Origin of the sequence: Bradyrhizobium huanghuaihaiense, assembly GCF_025200885.1 — a bacterium.
GTDB classification, from domain to species: domain Bacteria; phylum Pseudomonadota; class Alphaproteobacteria; order Rhizobiales; family Xanthobacteraceae; genus Bradyrhizobium; species Bradyrhizobium huanghuaihaiense.
On record NZ_CP104172.1, the window covers coordinates 716,574 to 736,685 of the forward strand.

A 20,112-nucleotide genomic window follows, 5' to 3' on the forward strand; every position below is an offset into this window, starting at 1 on the left:
CGTGCCGGGCTGCCAGCCTTTGAACTCCGCCGTCGTCCCGGACAAGCGCGCCCAAGGCGCGCGCCGATCCGGGACCCATAACCACAGGCCGTGGTTATGCGACGACTCGGAGTGACAGCTCTCTCAGCCACGAAATTCTGTGGTTATGGATCCCGGGTCTGCGGTTACGCTTGCCCGGGATGACAGCGACTAGGGCCTCGTCCCATCCCCACTCCCTCTGCTGCGCTGCAAAAACCCATCCTCCCGGCGGATTGATCTGCCGCGGCCGATTTCGCTAGCCTGAAACAAGGGCCGCGTCATATCCGTATGACAGGGGCGGGCGTATCGTACCGCCTCATGCCGGCGAGAGGATGGGATCGTGGCCGACGACAACAAAAAGCAGGAATCGCCCAAACGTCTGGCACTGGCGGAGGAGGGGCTCATGGAGACCCTGCTGCTGCCATTCTCGCCGCGCTTCATCGTGCTGACGATCTGTGCGGTCGTCACGGCGCTGCTGATCGGCATCGGCATCGCCGACCGCAAGATCTCGGACATCCTGCTGATCCCGATCCTGATCTTCGGCGCCCTGACGCTGCTCGGCGTCCGCGACCTCTTGCAGAAGGGGCACGCGGTGCTGCGCAACTACCCGATCTCGGCGCATATGCGCTTCCTGCTCGAAGAGATACGCCCCGAGATGCGGCAGTATTTCTTCGAGAGCGAGAAGGACGGCATGCCGTTCTCGCGCGACACCCGGTCGTTGGTCTATCAGCGCGCCAAGATGCAGCTCGACAAGCGTCCGTTTGGCACGCAGGAAGACGTCTACCGCGAGGGCTATGAGTGGATGCATCACTCGGTCTCGCCGAAGACCCATGCCGAGGAGAAATTCCGCATCACCATCGGCGGGCCCGACTGCAAGAAGCCCTATTCGGCTTCGGTGTTCAACGTCTCCGCGATGAGCTTTGGCGCGCTGAGCCCGAACGCGGTGCGGGCGCTCAATGCCGGCGCCAGGAAGGGCGGCTTCGCGCACGACACCGGCGAGGGCGGCTTCAGCCCTTATCACGCAGAGATGGGCGGCGACATCATCTGGGAGATCGGCTCCGGCTATTTCGGCTGCCGCCATCTCGACGGGTCGTTCGACCCCGAAGCGTTCGCCCGCGTCGCCGGCCAGGACCAGATCAAGATGGTCGAGCTCAAGATCAGCCAGGGCGCCAAGCCCGGCCATGGCGGCGTGCTGCCGGCGGCAAAGGTCTCGGAGGAGATTTCAAAAATCCGCGGCGTCGCCATGGGCGAGGACTGCATCTCGCCGGCCTCGCACCGCGCCTTCTCCACGCCTGTTGGCATGATGCAGTTCATCGCGGAGATGCGCCGCCTGTCCGGCGGCAAGCCGGCCGGCTTCAAGCTGTGCATCGGCCATCCCTGGGAGTTTTTGGCGATCTGCAAGGCGATGCTGGAAACCGGCATCTATCCTGACTTCATCGTCGTCGACGGCAACGAGGGCGGCACCGGCGCGGCGCCGCTGGAGTTCATGGACCATCTCGGCATGCCGATGCGCGAAGGCGTCAATTTCGTCCACAACGCGCTGGTCGGCATCAATGCGCGCGACCGCATCAAGATCGGCGCCTCCGGCAAGATCGCCACCGCCTTCGACATGGCGCGCGCGATGGCGATCGGCGCCGACTGGTGCAATTCGGCGCGCGGCTTCATGTTCTCGCTCGGCTGCATCCAGTCGCTGAGCTGCCACACCGACCGCTGCCCGACCGGCGTCGCGACGCAGGATCCGACCCGGGCGCGCGCGCTCTACGTGCCGCTCAAGATCGACCGCGTGCACAACTATCACCATGCCACGCTGCACTCGCTGACCGAGCTGATCGCCGCGGCCGGCCTCGAGCATCCGCAGCAGCTGCGCCCGATCCATTTCAACCAGCGGACCTCGACGACCCAGGTGAAGTCGTTTGCACAGCTCTATCCGGCGCTGCGTCCCGGCGAGCTGCTCGAAGGCACCGAAGACCCGCGGTTCGCCGACGCCTGGCGGATGGCGCGGGCGGAGACGTTTCAGCCGGCGCTGATCGCTCCGCCCGCGGCCACGTTGGGCCCGTTCGTTTAAATTCACCGCGGGCGGGGCTGGCAATTGGCATTTGGTTCAACTTTGGGTGTAAATTCACCCGATGGACGAGCGCCGCAACAAAGCCAGGCATCGGGTGCTGAAGGCCGGAACGATCGAGTTCGGCGGCGGCGCGATCGACTGCACCGTTCGCAATTTCTCGGACACCGGCGCCGCGCTCGACGTCACCAGCCCGGTCGGCATCCCCGAACACTTCACCCTGTTCATCCAGGCCGACGGAACGCATCTGCCCTGCACCGTGGTCTGGCGCAAGGAAAAGCGGATCGGGGTGAGGTTCGGGTAGGTTTTGCGTTCGGCCTGAGCGGGCGCTGCAATCTCCGCTGTCGTCCCGGCGAAGGCCGGGACCCATACCGCGTGATTTATCGGCAATGTGCAGGTAGCAGTACCGTGCAAATTGCCAGTCATCGCCAAACTCAATCCTGTGGTTATGGGTCCCGGCCTTCGCCGGGACGACACGTGGAAAGTTTCACGCGCTCACCTCACGCCGCCGCTTGCTCCCCTCTCCGGCTCGCCAGGATCTTATCGATCCGCCGGCCGTCGAGATCGACCACCTCGATATGCCAGCCGCCGAGGTCGAAGGCGTCGCCGACATTGGGCAGCACGTTGAATTGCTGCAGCACGAGGCCCGCCACCGTGTTGAAGCGATGCGGCGGCAGCTCGATGCCGAGCAGCTCGCCGAATTCATCAACCGGCATCCAGCCGGCGACCAGCAGCGATTCATCCGCGCGCTTGACGTAAGCCGGCTCCGGCGGGCCCTCCTCGGAATGGAACGCGCCGACGATCGATTCCAGGATGTCGGCGGCGGTGACCACGCCTTCGAAAGCGCCGTACTCGTCGTAGACGAAGCCGACATGAACCGGAGCGGCCTTCAGGATCGTGAGCACATCGCGGGCATCCGCTGACGCCGGAATGCTCGGTGCTTCGCGGACCAGAGCCCGCAGGTCGGGTGCGCGTTCGGTCATGTAGGCGACCAGCAGATCCTTGGCCTGGAGCACGCCGATCGGCTTGTCGCGATCGCCGTCGGACGCCGGAAAGCGCGAATGCGGGCTCTTTTTGATGATCTCCTGAATGGCCTCCGGCGCGTCGTTCAAATCGATCTCGTCGACCTCCGTGCGCGGCGTCATGACGGCGCCGACCGGCCGGTCGCCGAGCCGCATCACGCCGGCGATCATCTCCCTCTCGCCGGGCTCGAGCACGCCGGCGTTTTCGGCCTCGGTGACAAGATGATGGATCTCGTCCTCCGAGACCTTCTCCTCGGACTTGCCGCCATGACCGAGCAGCGCGAGGATCAGCTTGCCGGAGACGTCGAGCAGGAACACGAGCGGCAGCGATATCTTCGCGAGCACGTGCATCGCGGGCGCGACCCTGACCGCGATGCTTTCGGGGTCGCGCAGCGCCACCTGCTTCGGCACCAGCTCGCCGACGATCAGTGTTGCGTAGGTGATGAGGGTGACGACGAGGCCGACGCCGACGATGTCGGCGATGCCAGAGGACAGGCCGAGCTCGACCAGCCATTGCGTCAGCCGCTGCCCGAGCGTCGCGCCGGAGAACGCGCCCGAGAGCACGCCGACCAGCGTGATGCCGATCTGCACCGTCGAGAGGAATTTTCCGGGATCGGACGCCAGCGTCAACGCCCGCTCGGCGCCGCGCACGCCCTTGGCGGCGAGCAGCGACAAGCGGGCCGGGCGAGACGAGACCACGGCCAGCTCCGACATGGACAAGAGGCCGTTGATGACGATCAGGACGACGACGATGACGAGTTCGACGGAGAGCATTGACGTTCCGAGGTAAGCAAGTATGGCAGGCGGCTGCCGGCACACGCATTGATATAGGTATTCAGAGCGGAATTGCTGGCAATTCTGTCGCATCCGTCGCCGCGAGGGAACCGCGCGGTGGACCGTGTTCCGAGCGGTCTGCGACGACGTGACACCCGCGGAACTACGGGCATGTGCTTAACGGGGTCTTAGTGGCCGCCAACTAGGTTCTCCGCATTTGTAAATGCATTTGGGGGACCGGGGATGCGGATCGGGAAGCTTTTCGCGCTGTCGATGCTGACGGTGACGGTGTTTGCAGTCATCCTCGGCGCCGAGGTGCTCATACCGCAGACGCGCATCTTCACGAACCGTTCCGACGCGATCAGGACGGTCGACGCCTTTGGCGCGACCCTGATGATCAGCCAGCAGGTCGCCGGCCTTCGTGCCCCCTACATCGGACCGATCTTCCAGGAAGGCGCTGCGACGCAGGCCCAGATCGACGGGGCCGCAAAGGCTGCAAAGGCGGCCGATGCGGCATTCGAGCGGGCAAGGCCGACTTTCCTGGCGCTGAATGACGCCGGACCGATGATCGAAAAGCTCGACCGTACCGCGCGGCGGCTCAAGGAGGTCACCACGGCGGCAGATCGCGCGATGAGCGTTCCCCTGGCGCAGCGCGACGGTGCCGTGATCAAGGGCTTCCTGCCCGGCGTGGCCGAGGTCATCGGCAACATCGAGCCGATCATGAATCAGCTCGAAGGACAGGTCGTCAACGCCGATTCCTCACTTGCGGCGCTGCTGAGCCTGGCGCGGACGGCGCAGGATCTGCGCGTCTCGGCCGGCAGCCGCGCCGCCACGCTGTCGCCGGCACTGAGCGCACGCCGGCCGCTGACGGCCGCCGAGATAACGCTGATGGATCGCATGCAGGGGCGTGTCGAGGCCGATCGCGAACGCATCGAGGCCGGCATCGATCAGCTTGGAAGCCCGCCCCGCATCGCCGCGGCGCAGAAGGCGGCGACCGAATCCTATTTTGGAAAGGCAGCGGCCGTCGTGGACAAGGAGATGCCCGCGGCGAGGGGCGACGGCAAGTACGGCGTCAACGCCGAGGAGCTCGCTAGCGTGATCGTGCCGGCGATCCAGATGTTCTATGGCGTGCGCGACGCTGCGCTGGCGGAAGCCGCCGAGCGCGCCACGGCTGCGCGCGATGGCGCACTGGCGATGCTCGCGCTTGCGGGTGTTGCGGTGCTGGCGCTGCTCGGTACGCTCGCTGGCGTCACCATGATGCTGCGCAGCCGCGTGGTGACGCCGCTCAGCCGGCTCGCCGAGGTGATCGGAACGCTCGCCGCCGGACGGCACGACGTCGAGATTCCGGCAACGGGTCGCAATGACGAGATCGGCCAGGTCGCGGGCTCGCTCCAGCACTTCAAGGATTCGCTGCTCGCCCAGAAGGCCGCCGACGAGGCGGCCGCGATCGAGGCCGAGGCCAAGCTCAAGCGCAGCCAGCGCATGGACCAGATCGCGCGCGACTTCGAGGCCATGATCGGCGATGTCATCAACACCGTGGCGTCGGCATCCTCGGAGCTGGAGGTCTCGGCGGGAACGCTGACGAGCACGGCCGAACAATCCGAGCAGGTCACCGCGACCGTCGCAGCTGCTTCCGAACAGGCCTCCACCAACGTGCAGACCGTTGCCGCGGCGGCAGAGGAGATGGCGTCATCAGTCGATGAGATCAGCCGGCAGGTCCAGGACTCCGCGCGCGTTGCCGGTGAAGCCGTGCAGCAGGCCGAGCGGACCAACGATCATGTCGGCGAGCTCGCCAAGGCCGCCGGGCGGATCGGCGACGTCGTCGAGCTCATCAGCCAGATCGCGGGCCAGACCAATCTCCTGGCGCTGAACGCCACCATCGAGGCGGCGCGGGCCGGCGAGGCCGGGCGCGGCTTCGCGGTCGTCGCCTCCGAGGTCAAGGCGCTGGCCGAGCAGACCGCCAAGGCGACCGGCGAGATCAGCCAGCAGATCTCGGGGATCCAGGCCGCGACCGAGGATTCCGTCGGCGCCATCAAGGCGATCGGCGACACCATCACGAGGATGTCCGAGATTGCTTCTGCGATCGCCTCGGCGGTCGAGGAGCAGGGCGCGGCGACGCGCGAGATTTCCCGCAACGTGCAGCAGGCGGCGCGCGGTACCCAGCAGGTCTCCGCCAGCATCGTCGACGTGCAGCACGGCGCGAGCCAGACCGGATCGGCCTCCGCCAACGTGCTTACCGCCGCCAGATCGCTGTCCGGCGAGAGCACCCGTCTCAAGACCGAGGTCGGAAAATTCCTGGACGCGATCCGGGCGGCGTAACAAGGTCATTGTGCAGGGAAGAGGCTTCACCTAGACTTGCAATCCGGGGATGTCGCAGCCTCCCCGTGAAGTGGTGATCCCACGCAAGCGCTGCTCGCTGTTCTATGGAGCGAGCAATGGACGGGATCGCGATCGAGCTTCCGCTTTTTTTGTTGGCCACCTTCGCCGGCGCGTTCGTCGCCGGCCTCTCCGGCTTCGCCTTCGGCCTCGTCGCGGCATCGCTGTGGCTCTACGTGCTGACGCCGATTCAGAGCGCCAGCCTGATCGTCGGCTTCGGCCTTCTAGTGCAGGGTTACTCGGTCTGGAAGCTGCGCGCTGCGCTCGACTGGCGCCGGCTGTGGCCGTTCATCGTCGGTGCAGTCATCGGCGTGCCGGCCGGGGTGTCGCTTCTGACCTGGGCTGATCCGAAGAGTGTCCGCATCGCGGTTGGAGCCATTCTGATCGCCTACAGCCTCTATGCATTCTTCCGGCCGCAGCTCAAGCTCGCCACCGACGTACCGCCGGTCGCCGACATCACGGTCGGCTTCGTCAACGGGCTGCTCGGCGGGCTGACCGGCCTTGCCGGCATCGTCGTCACCATCTGGTGCAATCTGCGCGGCCTGCCCAAGGACGCGCAGCGTGCCACGTTTCAGCCGGTCGCGGTCGTGGTGTTCGCCATGGCGGCGCTGTGGCTCGGTGCCAAGGGATCGCTCACATCAGACACGGCGAAGCTGTTCGCGCTCGGCCTGCCGTTCCTGTTCGCCGGCACCTGGCTCGGCCTAAAACTGTTCGGCCGGATCGACGAGGCCGCGTTCCGCAAGATCGTGCTGGCGCTGCTGTTCGTCTCGGGTGTTGCGCTGCTGTTCTGAGCCGCAGCTCAGAACTCGCCGTGCAGCCGCCCCGAGAATACCGACACCGGGCCACGATCCGCGTTGTAGGCGGGATTGACGATGAGCTGGTAGTCGGCAGTGAGCGTGACGTTCTTGTTCAGCGCATAGGCATAATAGGTTTCGAGGATGCGCTCCTTGCGGTAGTTGAGCGCGCCGTCGCCGATGAGAACGCCGAGGCCGCCGGCGGCGAGGAAGTCGCGATAGTCCTGCGACAGCGCGTTGACGGCGCCGCCGATGCCGACGACGTCGTCGGGGCGGCCCCATTTCGTGCCCTTGATCGACAGGCCGCCGGACAGGCTGCGGTTGATGTCGGTGAACGCCAGCGTTTCGCTCTTGCCGTCGTTCCAGCTCCAGCGGCCGAACAGGCCGAGATCCTCGGTGATCGCCTGCTCGAGGTTGACGACATAGCCGACCTTGAGACGGCCGCGCCGGGTCTGCGCGATGTCGAGATTGAGCGCGGGATTGTCCAGCGTCTCGCGGAAGCTGCCCATGTTGGCGCTGTCGACCCAGCCCATGGTGCGGAGCTTGCCGGGCAGGCCGAGCAGCGAGTAGCGCGTCTCGAGCTCGAGCACATACTGGCCGCGCTCACCGACCCTGGTGTCGAAATGGTTTGAATTGGACTCCGCGACCATCAGGAAATAGCCGCCGCGCAGCGCCCATTGCTTCTGGTTGAGCTCGGCCGTGACGCCATAGGTGAGGCCGACTTTGTCGGCGGAATAGTCGAAGGCGCCCGGCGCCCAAATCGACCAGTTCATGAAGTCCTTGCGGGTGTCCTTGGCATAGGCGTTGCCGTCGAACACGTCGACCACCGCGAACTTGCCGGCCTGAACGGTGAGACGAGATACGTCGACCTTTTGTCCGAGCTGCAACTGGCCGCTCGCGAGCTCTTCCTGCTCGCCGCCGAAGCCGAAGGTCTGGCGCACGAACAGGCGCGAGGTGTTGTAGTGCGGGTAGGGGAAGTTCGACTTCTGCGCCTCGCCGTTGGGGAAGCCGGCCGCGCCGACCGTGTCGTTCAGTCCAAAACCCTGGAGCAGCTCGGGATTGTAATAGACCTCGCCGCCATCCCACAGCCGCGCGTTCAGGAACAGGCTGTTGCTCCACGTCGCCTTGGCCTGCCGCGACGGCGAGAGCGAGTTCGGTCCGCTGTAGAGGGCGGGGAACGACGGATAGCCTTGCGGCAGATAGGTGCTCTGGCCGTGGATCTCCCAGCGATCCGACTCCGTGTCGATCAGCGAGCTGTTCGGGTTGTAGCCCGGCACGCCCGGCCAATCGACCTTGCGGTTGAGGCCGAGCCTGATGGTCTGGAAGTCGAGCGCGGAAGAGGTGTATTGCGCGCCCGTCGAAAACGCGACGTTGGCGCTGTCGAAGCGGCTGTAGAGATATTCGAGCCGCGCGCTCCAATGCGGCGCGAAGCCGTATTCGATGCCGGCGCCCGCGATCCAGCCGGGCCGCGTGTTCAGGATCTTCGGGACGGCTTCGCCGGAGGCCGGCGCGTCGAAATAGCGTTCGCCCATCCACGCAAAGCCGCCGGTGGCGTAGACGAGCCACGGACCGCTGGTGTAGCCGACGCGGCCGCGCAGGCTCGCGGTGTAGTCCCATTGCTGCGTGACGGTGTTGGCCGGTGTCGCCAGGAAGGAGACGATCGAGTTCGAGGTGATGTAGTTGGGAAACGAGAAATCGCCTTCGACGCCGACCAGCCAGCCGGAATTGAGCCGGTAATTGTAGCCCGCCTGCACGCCGCCGATCGTGCCGCTGAAGACGCCGCTGTCGCTGATGGCGGTGCCGTCGTTAAGTGCGAAGCGCGACGAGCCCCGGCTGTAGCCCGCATGCGCGCCGATATAGAGACCGGTCCAGTCATAGACCGCTCTCAGCGCCGGGGCCTTCAGCGGCAGATCGGCCGCGCGGCCGTCAGCGGGGAACGCCATCACGCCCGTGGCAATCGCCGCGGCCGTCCGCAAGTACCTGTAACGGTGACCTCTCAACGTCAAAACGAAACGCCCCCAAACGCGAATGTGTCCCACGCGCCGCGATATCCCTGCCGATTCGCGGCCACTCTGTCATCAGGCTTCGGTTGCCGCCGCGATCGGCCGAGATGACCTCGATTCGATCCGGCTTCGTCCCAAGTTCCTGCGCCTGTTGCGAACCTTATTGCGATTAATTCGCAATAGCAACTGGCGCGAGTTGCCGCGGAAAATGGTTCGCACCGCTGTGTGACAGGACTGCAACAAAATACCGGCCCCAAAAATGGGTGACCCGCCCGGGGGGACAGCCGGGCGGGTCGGGGGCACGACACGGGGTGGATGAGGCGCCCGTGTCGGACGCAGGATCCACGTGGGAGATCGGCCTCAGGTACTCAGATCAGTAGCAGGTACGAACGCGGCCGACGTACTGGCCGAAGGCGTTGTACTGGGCGACCCAGCCGCAGCGGTGATAGCCGTGGTAGTAGGGATCGTTGCTGGCAGCGATCGCGGAGCCGACGACGGCGGCGGTGGCGATGCCGGCACCGACACCCCAGACCCAGCCGGGCTGCTTGGCTTCGGCCGAGGTGGTGGTGGACGCGATGCTGCCGGTGACGGCGAGGGCAGCGAGGGCTGCGGCGGCAATCTTGGTCTTGATCGACATGTGAAACTCCATCCGGGTTGAGGCGGTCCGTTGTGGTCCGCGTGCCCAGTTGGACGGAGGCATGCCGCGTCAGGTTCGAAAGCGCACCTGGCGCCTCCGAAAGCCGGTCATTTCCCGAATAATTTCAGTTGGATATGGGCTAGCCGAGGGGTCCCTTGGCGAGCCTGTTCACGTCGAAGTTATCGACCTCGGCCAGCAGCTCGCAAAAGGCGCGCGCACCCTGATCGATCAGCTGCTCGCCCTTCTCGGCGACGGCCAATGTCGCATCGCCGACGGCGCCGCTGGCGTTGAGATCCTGCGCCTGCCAGGCGAATGGCGCGGGGCGCTGCGTCGACAGCCAGCGATACTGCTTTTCCAGCGCCACGCTGCTCGCTGGAAAATCCGCGATCGCATCCTTGCGCACCTGACCCGGATAGCGCGCCAGCATGATCGAGGTCTCGACCGCGCCGCCGTGGATGCCGTGGCGCACTTCATCGGCGGGGAACAATTTGTCCGCACCCGAGAGCCGCGACCATGACGTCGTCACCACAAAGAGTTTGTGATGCGCGCGCAGATCCTGCGCCACCAGCATCATCGCCGCGCTGTTGCCGCCATGGCTGGTGATGATGACGAGCTTCCTCACGCCGCGACGCGCGATGTCCTCGCCGATTCCCGTCCACCTCTTCAGCGCCGCGTCGGTCGGCAACGTCTGCGTCCCCGGATAGTCGATATGCTCGGTGGAAATGCCGACCGGTTCGACGGGGAGAAAGCTGGCCGGAATGTTCTCGGGCAGCACCTCGCGCACGCGCGCGAGATAGGCGTCCGCGATCAGCACGTCCGTCTCGAGCGGCAGATGCGGGCCGTGCTGCTCGGTCGCCGCCAACGGCAGCACCGCGATCCAGCGCGACACATCCGCAGGGGGCGCATCGGCCCAGCGGATCTCGGTCCAGGCACGGGATGGCGTCATCAAGGTTTCTTTGCCCGAATTTGTCACGTAATTTGGGTTATGAGGGGACGCGGGCCCGACCGGCTCGCGTCCCCAATGTCATGCGGTTTTATCGCGTTGGCTTGGTATCGGCTAGAAGCGATCGACGGAGTGCACTCATGAGCCCCTCTCATCTGCGGCGAGCGTTAACGGCAGGCCTGATGGCCGCTTTGGTCTCGATCCTGCCGGCGCGTGCCGAGACGCTCGACAAGGTCACCTTCGGCACCAACTGGGTCGCCGAGGCCGAGCACGGCGGCTTCTTCCAGGCGGTGGCCGACGGCACCTACAAGAAGTACGGGCTCGACGTCACCATCGTCCCCGGCGGTCCCAACGAGAACAACCGGATGCTGCTGATCGCCGGCAAGATCGATTTCTTCATGGCCGCGAACACGCTGATGTCGTTCGACGCGGTGGCCAATAACGTCCCGGTCGTCACCATCGCCGCGGTGTTCCAGAAGGATCCGCAGGTGATGCTGACGCAACCCGATGCCAAGGTCGCCAAGATCGAAGACCTCAAGCCGCTGACGCTGTTCGTCTCCAAGGAGGGCATGACCAGCTACTTCCAGTGGCTGAAGTCCGAATATGGTTTCAACGAGAAGAACGTCCGCCCCTACAATTTCAATCCGCAGCCCTTCATCGCCAACCCCAAGAGCGCGATGCAGGGCTATGTCACCTCCGAGCCGTTCGCGGTGGAGAAGGCCGCCGGCTTCAAGCCGAACGTGCTGCTGCTCGCCGATTACGGCTTCAACACCTATTCGACCCTGATCGAGACCCGCCGCGACGTCGTCGAGAAGAAGCCTGACCTCGTGCAGCGCTTCGTCGATGCCTCCATGATCGGCTGGTACAATTACATCTATCGCGACAATTCCGCCGGCAATGCCCTGATCAAGAAGCTCAATCCGGAGATGACCGACGATCTGCTCGCCTATTCCGTCGCCAAGATGAAGGAATACGGCATCGTCGATTCCGGCGACAGCCTGAAGAACGGCATCGGCGCGATGAGCGACGAGCGCTACACCTCCTTCTTCAACAAGATGGTGAAGGCGGGCGTCGTGAAGGCGGATCTCGACTTCCGCAAATCCTACACGCTGCGCTTCGTCAACAAGGGCGTCGGCGTCGAGCTGCGTCCGAACAAGCCGTAACGCGCGGCCAATGTCCGCTGCCCCAACCTCGTCCGCCGTCGAGGCCAGCCTGACGGCTCTCGCCGTCAGCCTGCGCGGCGTGACGAAGACGTACGACAACGGCGTCATGGCGCTGGGGCCGCTCGACCTCGCGGTGCGCAAGGGCGAGTTCATCGCGCTGCTCGGCCCGTCCGGCTGCGGCAAGTCGACGGCGCTGCGGCTGATCGCGGGGCTCAGCGCGCCGTCGTCGGGCACCGTGCGGGTGGCGCATCACGAGGGCCCCGCGCAGCCGGGTCATGGCATCGGCTTCGTGTTCCAGGAGCCGACCCTGATGCCCTGGACCAGCGTGCGCGAGAACGTGCGGCTGCCGCTGAAGCTTGGCGGCGTCCCGAAGGCGGAAGGGCGCGCGCGGGCCGATCAGGCGCTGGCCAGCGTCGGGCTCGCCGATTTCGCCGACGCATTCCCACGCGAGCTTTCCGGCGGCATGAAGATGCGGGTGTCGCTGGCGCGCGCGCTCGTCACCGACCCCGACATCCTCCTGATGGACGAGCCGTTCGCAGCCCTCGACGAGATCACGCGCTTCCGCCTCAACAACGACCTGCTCGCGCTGTGGCGCAGCCTTGGCAAGACCGTCATCTTCGTCACGCATTCGGTGTTCGAGTCCGTCTATCTGTCACAGCGCGTCGTGGTCATGACGGCGCGGCCCGGCCGCATCCAGGCCGACATCCGCATCGAGACGGTCGAACCGCGCGGCGAGGAGTTTCGTACCTCCGCTGCCTATTCCGATTATTGCCGGCGCGTGTCGGCCGCGCTGGCGCCGTCCTATTCGGGGCAATCGACGCTATGAACGCGCAAGCCCCCGTCATCGCAAAACCGTCACCCGCGCAACGCGCGATGCGCTTCGTGCTGCCCGTCATCGTGTTCGCGGCCGGGCTCCTCGCCTGGGAACTCGTCGTCCGAATCAAGGACATCCCGCCTTACGTGCTGCCGGCGCCGTCCGTCATCGTCCTGACACTGATCAAGGACTGGGCGGTGCTGTCACAATCGCTCGCGACCACGCTGCTGACGACGCTCGAAGGTTTCATCGCCGCCAGCATCGGCGGCATCGCGCTGGCGCTGCTGTTCAACCAGTCGAAATGGGTCGAATATTCGCTGTTCCCTTACGCCGTCGTGCTCCAGGTGACGCCCGTGATCGCGATCGCACCGCTGCTCCTGATCTATCTGGAGCAGCAGACCGCGGTCGTCGTCTGCGCCTTCATCGTCGCTTTTTTCCCGGTGCTGTCGAACACCACGCTGGGGCTGAACTCGGTCGACCGCAATCTCGCCGGGCTGTTCCAGCTTTATGGCGCCTCACCGCCTCAGACCCTGCGCTTCCTGAAGCTGCCCGCGGCGCTGCCCTATATCCTCGGCGGATTGCGTATCGCCGGCGGCCTGTCGCTGATCGGCGCGGTCGTGGCCGAGATTGCGGCCGGAACGGCCGGCGCCGGCTCCGGGCTCGCCTACCGGATCGCCGAGTCGGGCTACCGCTTGAACATACCCCGCATGTTCGCCGCGCTGCTTTTGTTGTCGCTGGCCGGGATTGTCATCTATGGGGTGCTGGCGCTAGTTTCCCACCTCGTTTTACGGCGCTGGCACGAAAGCGCGCTTGGAAAGGAAAGCTGATGTCTACCGGTTCGATTTCGTCCGAAAAGATCGATCTTTTGATTTATGGACCGGTGCGGCCGATCCTCGAAAGCGGGTTTTCCGATCATTTCGTCGTGCACAAGGCCGAGACGCGTGGCGACCTCGAGCGTCTGACGCCCGCGATCCGCGAAAAAATCCGCGGCGTGGCGGTGACCTATCACACCGTCCGGGCCGACAAGGATTCGCTGTCGCAGCTGCCCAAGATCGAGATGGTGGCGAGTTTCGGCGTCGGCTACGACCACATTGATGCCAAATACGCCGCCGAGCACAACATCATCGTCACCAACACGCCCGACGTGCTGACCGAGGAGGTCGCCGACGTCGCGATGGGCCTTCTGATCTCGACCCTGCGCGAGTTCATCAAGGCCGACCGCTATGTCCGCTCCGGGCTCTGGCAGACGCAGAACTATCCGCTCAGCGTCGGCTCGCTGCGCGATCGCAAGGTCGGCATCGTCGGCATGGGCCGGATCGGCCAGGCCATCGCGCGCCGGCTCGACGCCTCGCTGGTGCCGGTGGTCTATCACTCGCGCAATCCGTCCAAGGACGTCTCCTACAAGCACTATCCTGATCTGATCGAGATGGCGAAGGCCGTGGACACGCTCATGGTGATCGTGCCGGGCGGCGCCTCGACCAACAAGATGATCAACGCCGAGGTGCTCAAGGCGCTCGGCCCGCGCGGTGTGCTGATCAACGTCGCGCGCGGCTCCGTGGTCGACGAGCCCGCGCTGGTCCAGGCGCTGAAATCCGGCACCATCCTCGCCGCCGGCCTCGACGTGTTCGCGGCCGAGCCGAACGTGCCTGATGAGCTCAAGACCATGCAGAATGTGGTGCTGCTGCCGCACATCGGCTCGGCCTCGGTGGTGACGCGCAACGCGATGGACCAACTCGTCGTCGACAACCTCAAGTCCTGGTTCTCAGGCAAGGCGCCGCTGACGCCGGTTGCGGAAACGCCGTTCAAGGGGCGCTGATGGTCGGTCTTCGGGTCCTCGCATTCGCCATCGCGGCATGTGCTGCCGCGATGGGCATTGCTCAGATGAGTTCTGCGCGTGCGCAGGATGCGACGACCCTGAAGAAGACGATGCCCGGGCAGTGGGAGCTCTCGACCACCGAGCGCAGCAAGACCTGCGTCGTCACCCTCAAGGCCGACGCGGCGGGTCACGGCTACAAGCTGGAGCTGGAGCCGGCCTGCAAGGCCGCGCTGCCCTTCACCAAGGACATCGTCGCCTGGAGCGTGAAGGGCCTCGACATCGTGCGCCTGCAGGATGCGACCGGTGAAGCCGTGATCGACTTCACCGAGGTCGAGGCCGGCATCTTCGAGGGCCTGCGCCAGGGCGAGGGCGTCTACATTCTGCAGGACCTCGCCGCCGCCCGCTCGATGGCCAAGTCGATGGACCAGATGATCGGCGACTGGTCGATGGTGCGCGGCAACGGCCAGCCGGTGTGCGGATTGACGCTGACCAACACCGAAGCAAGCCAGGACAATTTCCAGGTCTTCCTCAAGCCGAAATGCGATCCCGCCATCGCGCAGTTCAACCCGACGCAATGGCGGCTCGAGCGCGGTCAGATCATCCTGATGTCGAAATCAGGCGATGTCTGGCAGTTCGAGGCCGACGACAACGCGCAGTGGCGGCGCGTCCCCGACACCGCCGATCCCCTGATCATGCTGCGTCAGTAAGCGCGCCGCCAGGTGCGCGAGTCATCATGCACTCGAGCAGAATGGCTTTGGTTGAATCGGGGGCGCCGCAGGCTCGGTGCAACCTCTCCCGCTTGCGGGAGAGGTCGGCGCGTAGCGCCGGGTGAGGGCTTTCTCCTCGTGGGGGTTCTCGATTGCCGAGACACCCTCTTCCCAACCCTCTCCCGCAAGCGGGAGAGGGAGTGCGCCTGTTCTGTGGCGAAACACTCGGCCTTCATCCAACGCGACTACGCCGTCACCTTCGGCGGCGGCGCGGTGCCTTGTGCCCACTTCTCCAGCTTGCCGAGCACGCCCCACGCGGTGAGCGCGAGCGAGATCGGCATCGCGAACTGGCCGAGGCCCGGCACCGCCGAGACGATCGTGCCGAGCAGCCCGGCAAGACCGCCTGCACTGGGGCTCGCCGTCACCGAAGAGAGCAGCGCGGTGATGAGCGAGCCGCCGATGCCGAGCGCGGTCTTCTTGCCGTCGAGCAGCTTGCCGATGGTCTCGCCCAGCGCGCCATTGACCTGGCCCAGCACGGGCTTGCCGTTCTTGTTGAGCAATGTGCTGAGCAGGTCGACGACCTGCTTCAGCTGATCGACGGGAGCGGGGTTCGTCGGCGTGACCGGTCCTGGCATCGGCGTCGTCTTGTTGTTGATGAGGGAGAACAGCCGTTCGAACAGGCTGATCGGATCGTTGGTGGCGGGCAGCGTGTTGCCTGGCATCGTCGGTGCCGGAAGCGTTCCGCCGGCCGATGGCCGCAGCACCTGCGCGAGGTCTTCCAGCCGCGTCAGGACCTGGGACAGATCGCCGCCCTGCATGACCCCTCCCGGCTGCGTCGCGCGCGTGATGGCGGCGACCGTGGCCCCGTCGAGGAGGCCGGTATCCCTGAGCCCGTTCTGCTGCTGAAACTGCGAGACCGCGGCCCTGGTCTTGGGCCCGCTGATGCCGTCCTCGGCGAGCGGCGGATTGGCGCCGAGCCTGTTGAGCGCCTGCTGCATCAGCACGACCGTCGAAGCCGCATCATCCTCCGGCTCGATGCGGCCTGCGAATTGCGGGCTGCCGTCGAGCGTGATTGAGGAATCCAGCGCCAGCATCGCATGCAGGATCGCGGCCGTGCCGAGCTGGGAATCGACGTGGTTCGGGTCGAACACGTGATCGCGGACGAATTTGCCGGCCCTTGCCTCGGGCGGGCCGTACAGGTTCGAGCCGCCGTAGAGATAGGGCGAATTCACGCCCTTGGCGTGGTAGCCGAAACCGTTGAACGCCTCGAGCCGGAACAGCATCCGTGCGATGCTCCAGTCCTGCGCGCCGATGAAATTCTCGATCCTGAACGCGTCCACGGCGCCGTCCACGAAGGTGGCAAACGGGCCGCGTCCTTTCGGCACGATGGTCGTCGTGCGATGAAGCGTTTCGCCGTTGCCGAGATAGGTGTCGAAATCGAAATTGGATTCGCGGTAGTGGCAGAGCGCCGTGAAATACCAGGGAACGCCGGTCAGCCGCTCGATCTGCTGATAGGTCGCCTTGCCGTTGATTGCCTTGCGTGCAACCGCATTCGCGTCGGAGTGGCGTCCGGGCCGGATCTCGAGATTGGCCCAATTGCGCTCGTATTCGCTCTTCAAACTCTCGAAGGACACCATTTTCCGCTCCCGCAAATTAATGAATGAACGAATCTCCGGACAAACAAAATGAACCGGGCGCCGTGATCGGCGCGTGAGACCAGCGTGATTGCCGCAAATCTGGCAGGTTGTCGGTCTTGCGCATGTGAACTGGGTTACAGCTTTTGCGGGAAAATTGGCGGCACAGTGTGGAGGGCCCACGGGAACCCGCAGGACCGTCCGCCCGTTAGCAATCGGACAGGATCCGGCAAGGAGGCCTGCATGACCAAGCGTGTCCTCGCGATCGGCATCGAACCCGGCGTTGCGGATTACAGCACATTCCCGCAGCTCACGCCGGATCTCGTGCGCAACTATATCGAGGCGCAGCTGTTGCGCCTGCGCGATCGCGGCTTCGAGGTCACGAGCTGCCTGATCGATCTCGACGCGGCCGCCGAAGCCGGCGTCGCGGCGGCGCTGCGCGAGGAGCGCTTCGAATGCATCGTGATCGGCGCCGGTCTGCGCGAGCCCAAGGAACGCCTGCTGCTGTTCGAGAAGGTGCTCAACCTCGTCCACCGCCTCGCGCCGGAGGCTGCGATCTGCTTCAACTCCACCCCGGCCGACACCGCCGAAGCCGTGCAGCGCTGGATCGAACCAGGATGACCGGCTCGCGGCCGGTTTGAAGGCGGCGAGTGTCAATTCATCGGCACAACCATCCGTTGACGATGCGAGCTTTATGACCAATCATGTTCGCAGTCATCACTGGTGGGAATCCCGATGTCCAGATTTTTGCTGCTGCTCGTCTGCGCAACGATCCTTGCGGGCTGCGATGCCGTCAGCACGGTGACGGAGGGATTCAAGCAGTCGAAAGCCGTGGAGACGGACCTCGAGCAATCGACCGGCGTCAAGCCGGCGGTCGGCTTCAATTGGCACAACGGGAGGCTGGTGTTGGTGACGGTTCAATTCCCCCGTCCCTATGAAAACAAGCCGTTGAACGAGCTCGCAGGGCTCGTCCGCGACGCCGTCACCAAGGATTTCAAGCAGACACCCGACAGGATCGTGCTCGCCTTCGCGGTCGACAAATGAGGTCGGAGCGCGCGGCATACCGCGTGCGGTGGGACCAGGGCGACATTCCTCCGCGCTTTGGGATCGACGGAAGGGGCGATTTGATCTGGCCCGAATCCCCGCCGGACGTTAAAACTCGCCTCACCACAGGGAGGACGCGCATGTTTCGAGGTCTTCGCATTGGAATTTTCGGAATCGCCGCATGTCTGACGGTCACGATGGCGGTGCCGGTGCATGAGGCGGTGGCCCAGGATGCCATCGGCGGCGCGATCATCGGCGGCGTCGGTGGTGCAATCGTCGGCGGCGCGCTCGGCGGAGGCCGTGGCGCGGCCATCGGTGCCGTCGTCGGTGCCGGTACGGGCGCCGCGATCGCATCCGAAGGCGAGCGCCGCCGCTCCGGCTACTACGCCTATCAGCGCGGCTGCTACATGCAGCGGCCCGATGGCTACTACGTCCGGGTCGATTCCCGTTATTGTTACTAAAGCATGATCCGGAAAAGTGCGAAGCGGTTTTCCGGAAGGATCATGCGTAGACAACAAACTAAAGCGCGATGACGATTTCATCCAAATCTCATCGCGCTTTAACGCGCTTGCGCTCTAGCTCTTCGCTGCCTCCGGCATGACATGCCGTTCTTGTCGCCTGATTTGGTGCCCTAGATCAACCGCATCCCGCGCAAACTCGCATGCCCGCTCCTGCCGACGATGATGTGATCGTGCACGGCAATTCCCAGCGGCTTTGCGATGTCGATGATCGCTTTCGTCATCTGGATGTCGGCCTGCGAAGGCGAGGGATCGCCTGAGGGATGATTGTGCACCAGGATCAGCGCGGTCGCCGACAATTCCAGCGCGCGCTTGATCACCTCGCGTGGATAGACCGGGGTGTGGTCGACGGTGCCGGTCTGCTGCACCTCGTCGGCGATCAGCTGGTTGCGCTTGTCGAGGAAGAGCAGGCGGAATTGCTCCTTGTCTGAAAACGCCATGCTGGTGCGGCAATAGTCGATCACCTCGTTCCAGGACGACAGCGCATTGCGGCTGTTGACCTCGCCCTTGGCGACGCGGTGCGCCGCGGCGGCGATCAGCTTGAGCTGGTTGATGGCGGCTTCGCCGATGCCGTCGACCTCGCGCAGGCGCGCCACCGGAGCATGCACGACCTCGGCGAACGAGCCGAACGTCTTGATCAGCGTCTTCGCCAGCGGCTTGGTGTCGCGCCGCGGCAGCGCCGGAAACAGCGCCATCTCCAGGAGCTCGTAGTCGCTGAGCGCATCCGCGCCGGCGCTGTAGAACCGCTCGCGCAGCCGCTCGCGATGGCCGTGATAGTGCGGCGCATCCTCCGGCTTGCTCTTGTCGTGGTCTGGCTTGGCGGGCATCGACCGCCAGCATTGCCGTGGAACTCTGTTTTTGCAACCGTCAATTGCGGCGGCAAATCCGGTTCGCGCGGGTCGGCTCCCTTAGTGGCTCACCCGATCTGCTTCTCGCCGTGCCGCTCCGACAGCGTGAAGATCTCGACGCCCGTCGCGGTGACGCCGACGGAGTGCTCGAACTGCGCCGACAGCGAGCGGTCGCGGGTGACCGCGGTCCAGCCGTCGGAGAGGATTTTTACATGCGGCTTGCCGAGATTGATCATCGGCTCGATGGTGAAGAACATGCCGGGCTTGAGCTGCACGCCTTCGCCGGGCCGGCCGATATGGATGATGTTCGGCTCGTCGTGGAACATGCGCCCCAGGCCATGGCCGCAGAAATCGCGCACCACGCTCATGCCCTGCGGCTCGACGAAGCTCTGGATGGCGTGGCCGATGTCGCCGGTCGTGGCGCCGGGCTTCACGGCGGCGATGCCGCGCATCATCGCTTCATACGTCACCTCGATCAGCCGCTCGGCCTTGCGCGCGATCGGGCCGACCGCATACATCCGGCTGGAATCGCCATACCAGCCGTCGACGATGAAGGTGACGTCGATGTTGACGATGTCGCCTTCCTTCAGCGGACGGTCGCCGGGCATGCCGTGGCAGACCACGTGGTTGAGCGAGGTGCAGGTCGAGTAGCGATAGCCGCGATACATCAGCGTCGCCGGATAGGCGCCATGGCTGAAGGCGAAGTCGCGGACGAATTCGTCGATCTTCGAGGTCGGCACGCCCGGCCCGACGATGTCGGTGAGCGCGTCGAGGCACTTGGCCACCAGCGCGCCGGCCTTGCGCATGCCGGCAAAGGCGGCGGGCCCATGCAGCTTGATCTGTCCGGTCTTACGCAGGGAGGTCTCGGTGGCTTCGACGTAGCTCATGCTTGGGCGGTCTTCCGGGCTGATCTCGATGTCGATGGAAAGGCTTGATTTC

Annotated in this window: 19 protein-coding genes; 12 read left to right on the forward strand and 7 right to left on the reverse strand. The window is 65.1% G+C overall.

Annotated features, from left to right (window positions below; translation table 11 throughout):
* Positions 1 to 358: 358 nt before the first annotated feature.
* Entirely contained in the window at positions 359 to 2,083 is a 1,725-nt protein-coding gene (locus N2603_RS03370; RefSeq protein WP_425248973.1) for an FMN-binding glutamate synthase family protein, read from the forward strand.
* Positions 2,084 to 2,144: 61 nt separating this feature from the next.
* The gene (locus N2603_RS03375) at positions 2,145 to 2,384 is read left to right on the forward strand and encodes a PilZ domain-containing protein (protein WP_018644094.1); all 240 of its coding nucleotides are present in this window, start codon (positions 2,145 to 2,147) and stop codon (positions 2,382 to 2,384) included.
* A 196-nt stretch (positions 2,385 to 2,580) separates the two neighbouring features.
* On the opposite strand, the gene N2603_RS03380 is transcribed toward N2603_RS03375, so the two are convergent.
* Positions 2,581 to 3,876: a hemolysin family protein gene (locus tag N2603_RS03380; RefSeq protein ID WP_260387688.1), complete on the reverse strand. Its 1,296-nt coding sequence runs from the start codon at positions 3,874 to 3,876 to the stop codon at positions 2,581 to 2,583.
* 243 nt (positions 3,877 to 4,119) lie between these two features.
* Here N2603_RS03380 and N2603_RS03385 point away from each other — a divergent pair, with 243 nt between their 5' ends.
* Together N2603_RS03385 and N2603_RS03390 are read left to right on the forward strand one after the other, a co-directional pair.
* On the forward strand, positions 4,120 to 6,195 hold the full coding sequence (locus N2603_RS03385) for a methyl-accepting chemotaxis protein (RefSeq protein WP_260387689.1): 2,076 nt from the start codon (positions 4,120 to 4,122) through the stop codon (positions 6,193 to 6,195).
* Between the two features lie 116 nt (positions 6,196 to 6,311).
* Complete coding sequence (locus N2603_RS03390; RefSeq protein ID WP_018644091.1) at positions 6,312 to 7,043, forward strand: sulfite exporter TauE/SafE family protein; 732 nt, start codon at positions 6,312 to 6,314, stop codon at positions 7,041 to 7,043.
* Between the two features lie 8 nt (positions 7,044 to 7,051).
* Here the strand turns inward: N2603_RS03390 and N2603_RS03395 are convergent, their stop codons facing one another.
* The 3 genes from N2603_RS03395 to N2603_RS03405 all read right to left on the reverse strand — a co-directional run bounded on the left by N2603_RS03395 (position 7,052) and on the right by N2603_RS03405 (position 10,632).
* Positions 7,052 to 8,989: a carbohydrate porin gene (locus N2603_RS03395; RefSeq protein ID WP_260387690.1), complete on the reverse strand. Its 1,938-nt coding sequence runs from the start codon at positions 8,987 to 8,989 to the stop codon at positions 7,052 to 7,054.
* A 433-nt stretch (positions 8,990 to 9,422) separates the two neighbouring features.
* Positions 9,423 to 9,686 carry a hypothetical protein gene (locus tag N2603_RS03400; RefSeq protein ID WP_036045494.1) on the reverse strand — a complete coding sequence of 88 codons (264 nt, stop codon included), beginning with the start codon at positions 9,684 to 9,686 and terminating at the stop codon, positions 9,423 to 9,425.
* A 139-nt stretch (positions 9,687 to 9,825) separates the two neighbouring features.
* The gene (locus tag N2603_RS03405; protein ID WP_260387691.1) at positions 9,826 to 10,632 is read right to left on the reverse strand and encodes a creatininase family protein; all 807 of its coding nucleotides are present in this window, start codon (positions 10,630 to 10,632) and stop codon (positions 9,826 to 9,828) included.
* Positions 10,633 to 10,769: 137 nt separating this feature from the next.
* On the opposite strand from N2603_RS03405, the gene N2603_RS03410 reads away from it, so the two are divergent.
* The 5 genes from N2603_RS03410 to N2603_RS03430 are packed head-to-tail and all read left to right on the forward strand — an operon-like array spanning position 10,770 to position 15,129.
* Positions 10,770 to 11,792: an ABC transporter substrate-binding protein gene (locus tag N2603_RS03410; RefSeq protein ID WP_018644087.1), complete on the forward strand. Its 1,023-nt coding sequence runs from the start codon at positions 10,770 to 10,772 to the stop codon at positions 11,790 to 11,792.
* A 10-nt stretch (positions 11,793 to 11,802) separates the two neighbouring features.
* The gene (locus N2603_RS03415) at positions 11,803 to 12,618 is read left to right on the forward strand and encodes an ABC transporter ATP-binding protein (RefSeq protein WP_260387692.1); all 816 of its coding nucleotides are present in this window, start codon (positions 11,803 to 11,805) and stop codon (positions 12,616 to 12,618) included.
* Positions 12,615 to 13,433, forward strand: a complete 819-nt coding sequence (locus N2603_RS03420; RefSeq protein ID WP_260387693.1) for an ABC transporter permease — start codon at positions 12,615 to 12,617, stop codon at positions 13,431 to 13,433. Before N2603_RS03415 ends, N2603_RS03420 begins: the two co-directional genes overlap by 4 nt.
* On the forward strand, positions 13,433 to 14,422 hold the full coding sequence (locus tag N2603_RS03425; protein ID WP_260387694.1) for a 2-hydroxyacid dehydrogenase: 990 nt from the start codon (positions 13,433 to 13,435) through the stop codon (positions 14,420 to 14,422). Before N2603_RS03420 ends, N2603_RS03425 begins: the two co-directional genes overlap by 1 nt.
* Positions 14,422 to 15,129, forward strand: a complete 708-nt coding sequence (locus N2603_RS03430; protein WP_260387695.1) for a protease inhibitor Inh/omp19 family protein — start codon at positions 14,422 to 14,424, stop codon at positions 15,127 to 15,129. Before N2603_RS03425 ends, N2603_RS03430 begins: the two co-directional genes overlap by 1 nt.
* A gap of 245 nt (positions 15,130 to 15,374) precedes the next feature.
* Here the strand turns inward: N2603_RS03430 and N2603_RS03435 are convergent, their stop codons facing one another.
* A complete protein-coding gene (locus tag N2603_RS03435; RefSeq protein ID WP_260387696.1) occupies positions 15,375 to 16,766 on the reverse strand; it encodes a peptidoglycan-binding protein in 1,392 nt (463 codons plus the stop codon).
* 240 nt (positions 16,767 to 17,006) lie between these two features.
* Here N2603_RS03435 and N2603_RS03440 point away from each other — a divergent pair, with 240 nt between their 5' ends.
* The 3 genes from N2603_RS03440 (at position 17,007) to N2603_RS03450 (ending at position 18,268) form a co-directional block, all read left to right on the forward strand.
* On the forward strand, positions 17,007 to 17,384 hold the full coding sequence (locus tag N2603_RS03440; protein WP_260387697.1) for a hypothetical protein: 378 nt from the start codon (positions 17,007 to 17,009) through the stop codon (positions 17,382 to 17,384).
* Positions 17,385 to 17,498: 114 nt separating this feature from the next.
* Complete coding sequence (locus N2603_RS03445) at positions 17,499 to 17,807, forward strand: hypothetical protein (RefSeq protein WP_260387698.1); 309 nt, start codon at positions 17,499 to 17,501, stop codon at positions 17,805 to 17,807.
* Positions 17,808 to 17,947: 140 nt separating this feature from the next.
* The gene (locus N2603_RS03450; RefSeq protein ID WP_260387699.1) at positions 17,948 to 18,268 is read left to right on the forward strand and encodes a hypothetical protein; all 321 of its coding nucleotides are present in this window, start codon (positions 17,948 to 17,950) and stop codon (positions 18,266 to 18,268) included.
* Between the two features lie 170 nt (positions 18,269 to 18,438).
* Here the strand turns inward: N2603_RS03450 and radC are convergent, their stop codons facing one another.
* Entirely contained in the window at positions 18,439 to 19,152 is a 714-nt protein-coding gene (gene radC, locus N2603_RS03455; protein WP_260387700.1) for a RadC family protein, read from the reverse strand.
* Between the two features lie 89 nt (positions 19,153 to 19,241).
* Entirely contained in the window at positions 19,242 to 20,060 is an 819-nt protein-coding gene (map, locus tag N2603_RS03460; protein WP_260387701.1) for a type I methionyl aminopeptidase, read from the reverse strand.
* Between the last annotated feature and the right edge of the window lie 52 nt (positions 20,061 to 20,112).

Bases quoted from the DNA above. Each gene is read 5' to 3' on its own strand.
- N2603_RS03375 (WP_018644094.1), top strand. From the start codon at position 2,145: ATGGACGAGCGCCGCAACAAAGCCAGGCATCGGGTGCTGAAGGCCGGA.
- N2603_RS03380 (WP_260387688.1), bottom strand. From the start codon at position 3,876: ATGCTCTCCGTCGAACTCGTCATCGTCGTCGTCCTGATCGTCATCAAC.
- N2603_RS03385 (WP_260387689.1), top strand. From the start codon at position 4,120: ATGCGGATCGGGAAGCTTTTCGCGCTGTCGATGCTGACGGTGACGGTG.
- N2603_RS03390 (WP_018644091.1), top strand. From the start codon at position 6,312: ATGGACGGGATCGCGATCGAGCTTCCGCTTTTTTTGTTGGCCACCTTC.
- N2603_RS03395 (WP_260387690.1), bottom strand. From the start codon at position 8,989: ATGGCGTTCCCCGCTGACGGCCGCGCGGCCGATCTGCCGCTGAAGGCC.
- N2603_RS03400 (WP_036045494.1), bottom strand. From the start codon at position 9,686: ATGTCGATCAAGACCAAGATTGCCGCCGCAGCCCTCGCTGCCCTCGCC.
- N2603_RS03405 (WP_260387691.1), bottom strand. From the start codon at position 10,632: ATGACGCCATCCCGTGCCTGGACCGAGATCCGCTGGGCCGATGCGCCC.
- N2603_RS03410 (WP_018644087.1), top strand. From the start codon at position 10,770: ATGAGCCCCTCTCATCTGCGGCGAGCGTTAACGGCAGGCCTGATGGCC.
- N2603_RS03415 (WP_260387692.1), top strand. From the start codon at position 11,803: ATGTCCGCTGCCCCAACCTCGTCCGCCGTCGAGGCCAGCCTGACGGCT.
- N2603_RS03420 (WP_260387693.1), top strand. From the start codon at position 12,615: ATGAACGCGCAAGCCCCCGTCATCGCAAAACCGTCACCCGCGCAACGC.
- N2603_RS03425 (WP_260387694.1), top strand. From the start codon at position 13,433: ATGTCTACCGGTTCGATTTCGTCCGAAAAGATCGATCTTTTGATTTAT.
- N2603_RS03430 (WP_260387695.1), top strand. From the start codon at position 14,422: ATGGTCGGTCTTCGGGTCCTCGCATTCGCCATCGCGGCATGTGCTGCC.
- N2603_RS03435 (WP_260387696.1), bottom strand. From the start codon at position 16,766: ATGGTGTCCTTCGAGAGTTTGAAGAGCGAATACGAGCGCAATTGGGCC.
- N2603_RS03440 (WP_260387697.1), top strand. From the start codon at position 17,007: ATGACCAAGCGTGTCCTCGCGATCGGCATCGAACCCGGCGTTGCGGAT.
- N2603_RS03445 (WP_260387698.1), top strand. From the start codon at position 17,499: ATGTCCAGATTTTTGCTGCTGCTCGTCTGCGCAACGATCCTTGCGGGC.
- N2603_RS03450 (WP_260387699.1), top strand. From the start codon at position 17,948: ATGTTTCGAGGTCTTCGCATTGGAATTTTCGGAATCGCCGCATGTCTG.
- radC (WP_260387700.1), bottom strand. From the start codon at position 19,152: ATGCCCGCCAAGCCAGACCACGACAAGAGCAAGCCGGAGGATGCGCCG.
- map (WP_260387701.1), bottom strand. From the start codon at position 20,060: ATGAGCTACGTCGAAGCCACCGAGACCTCCCTGCGTAAGACCGGACAG.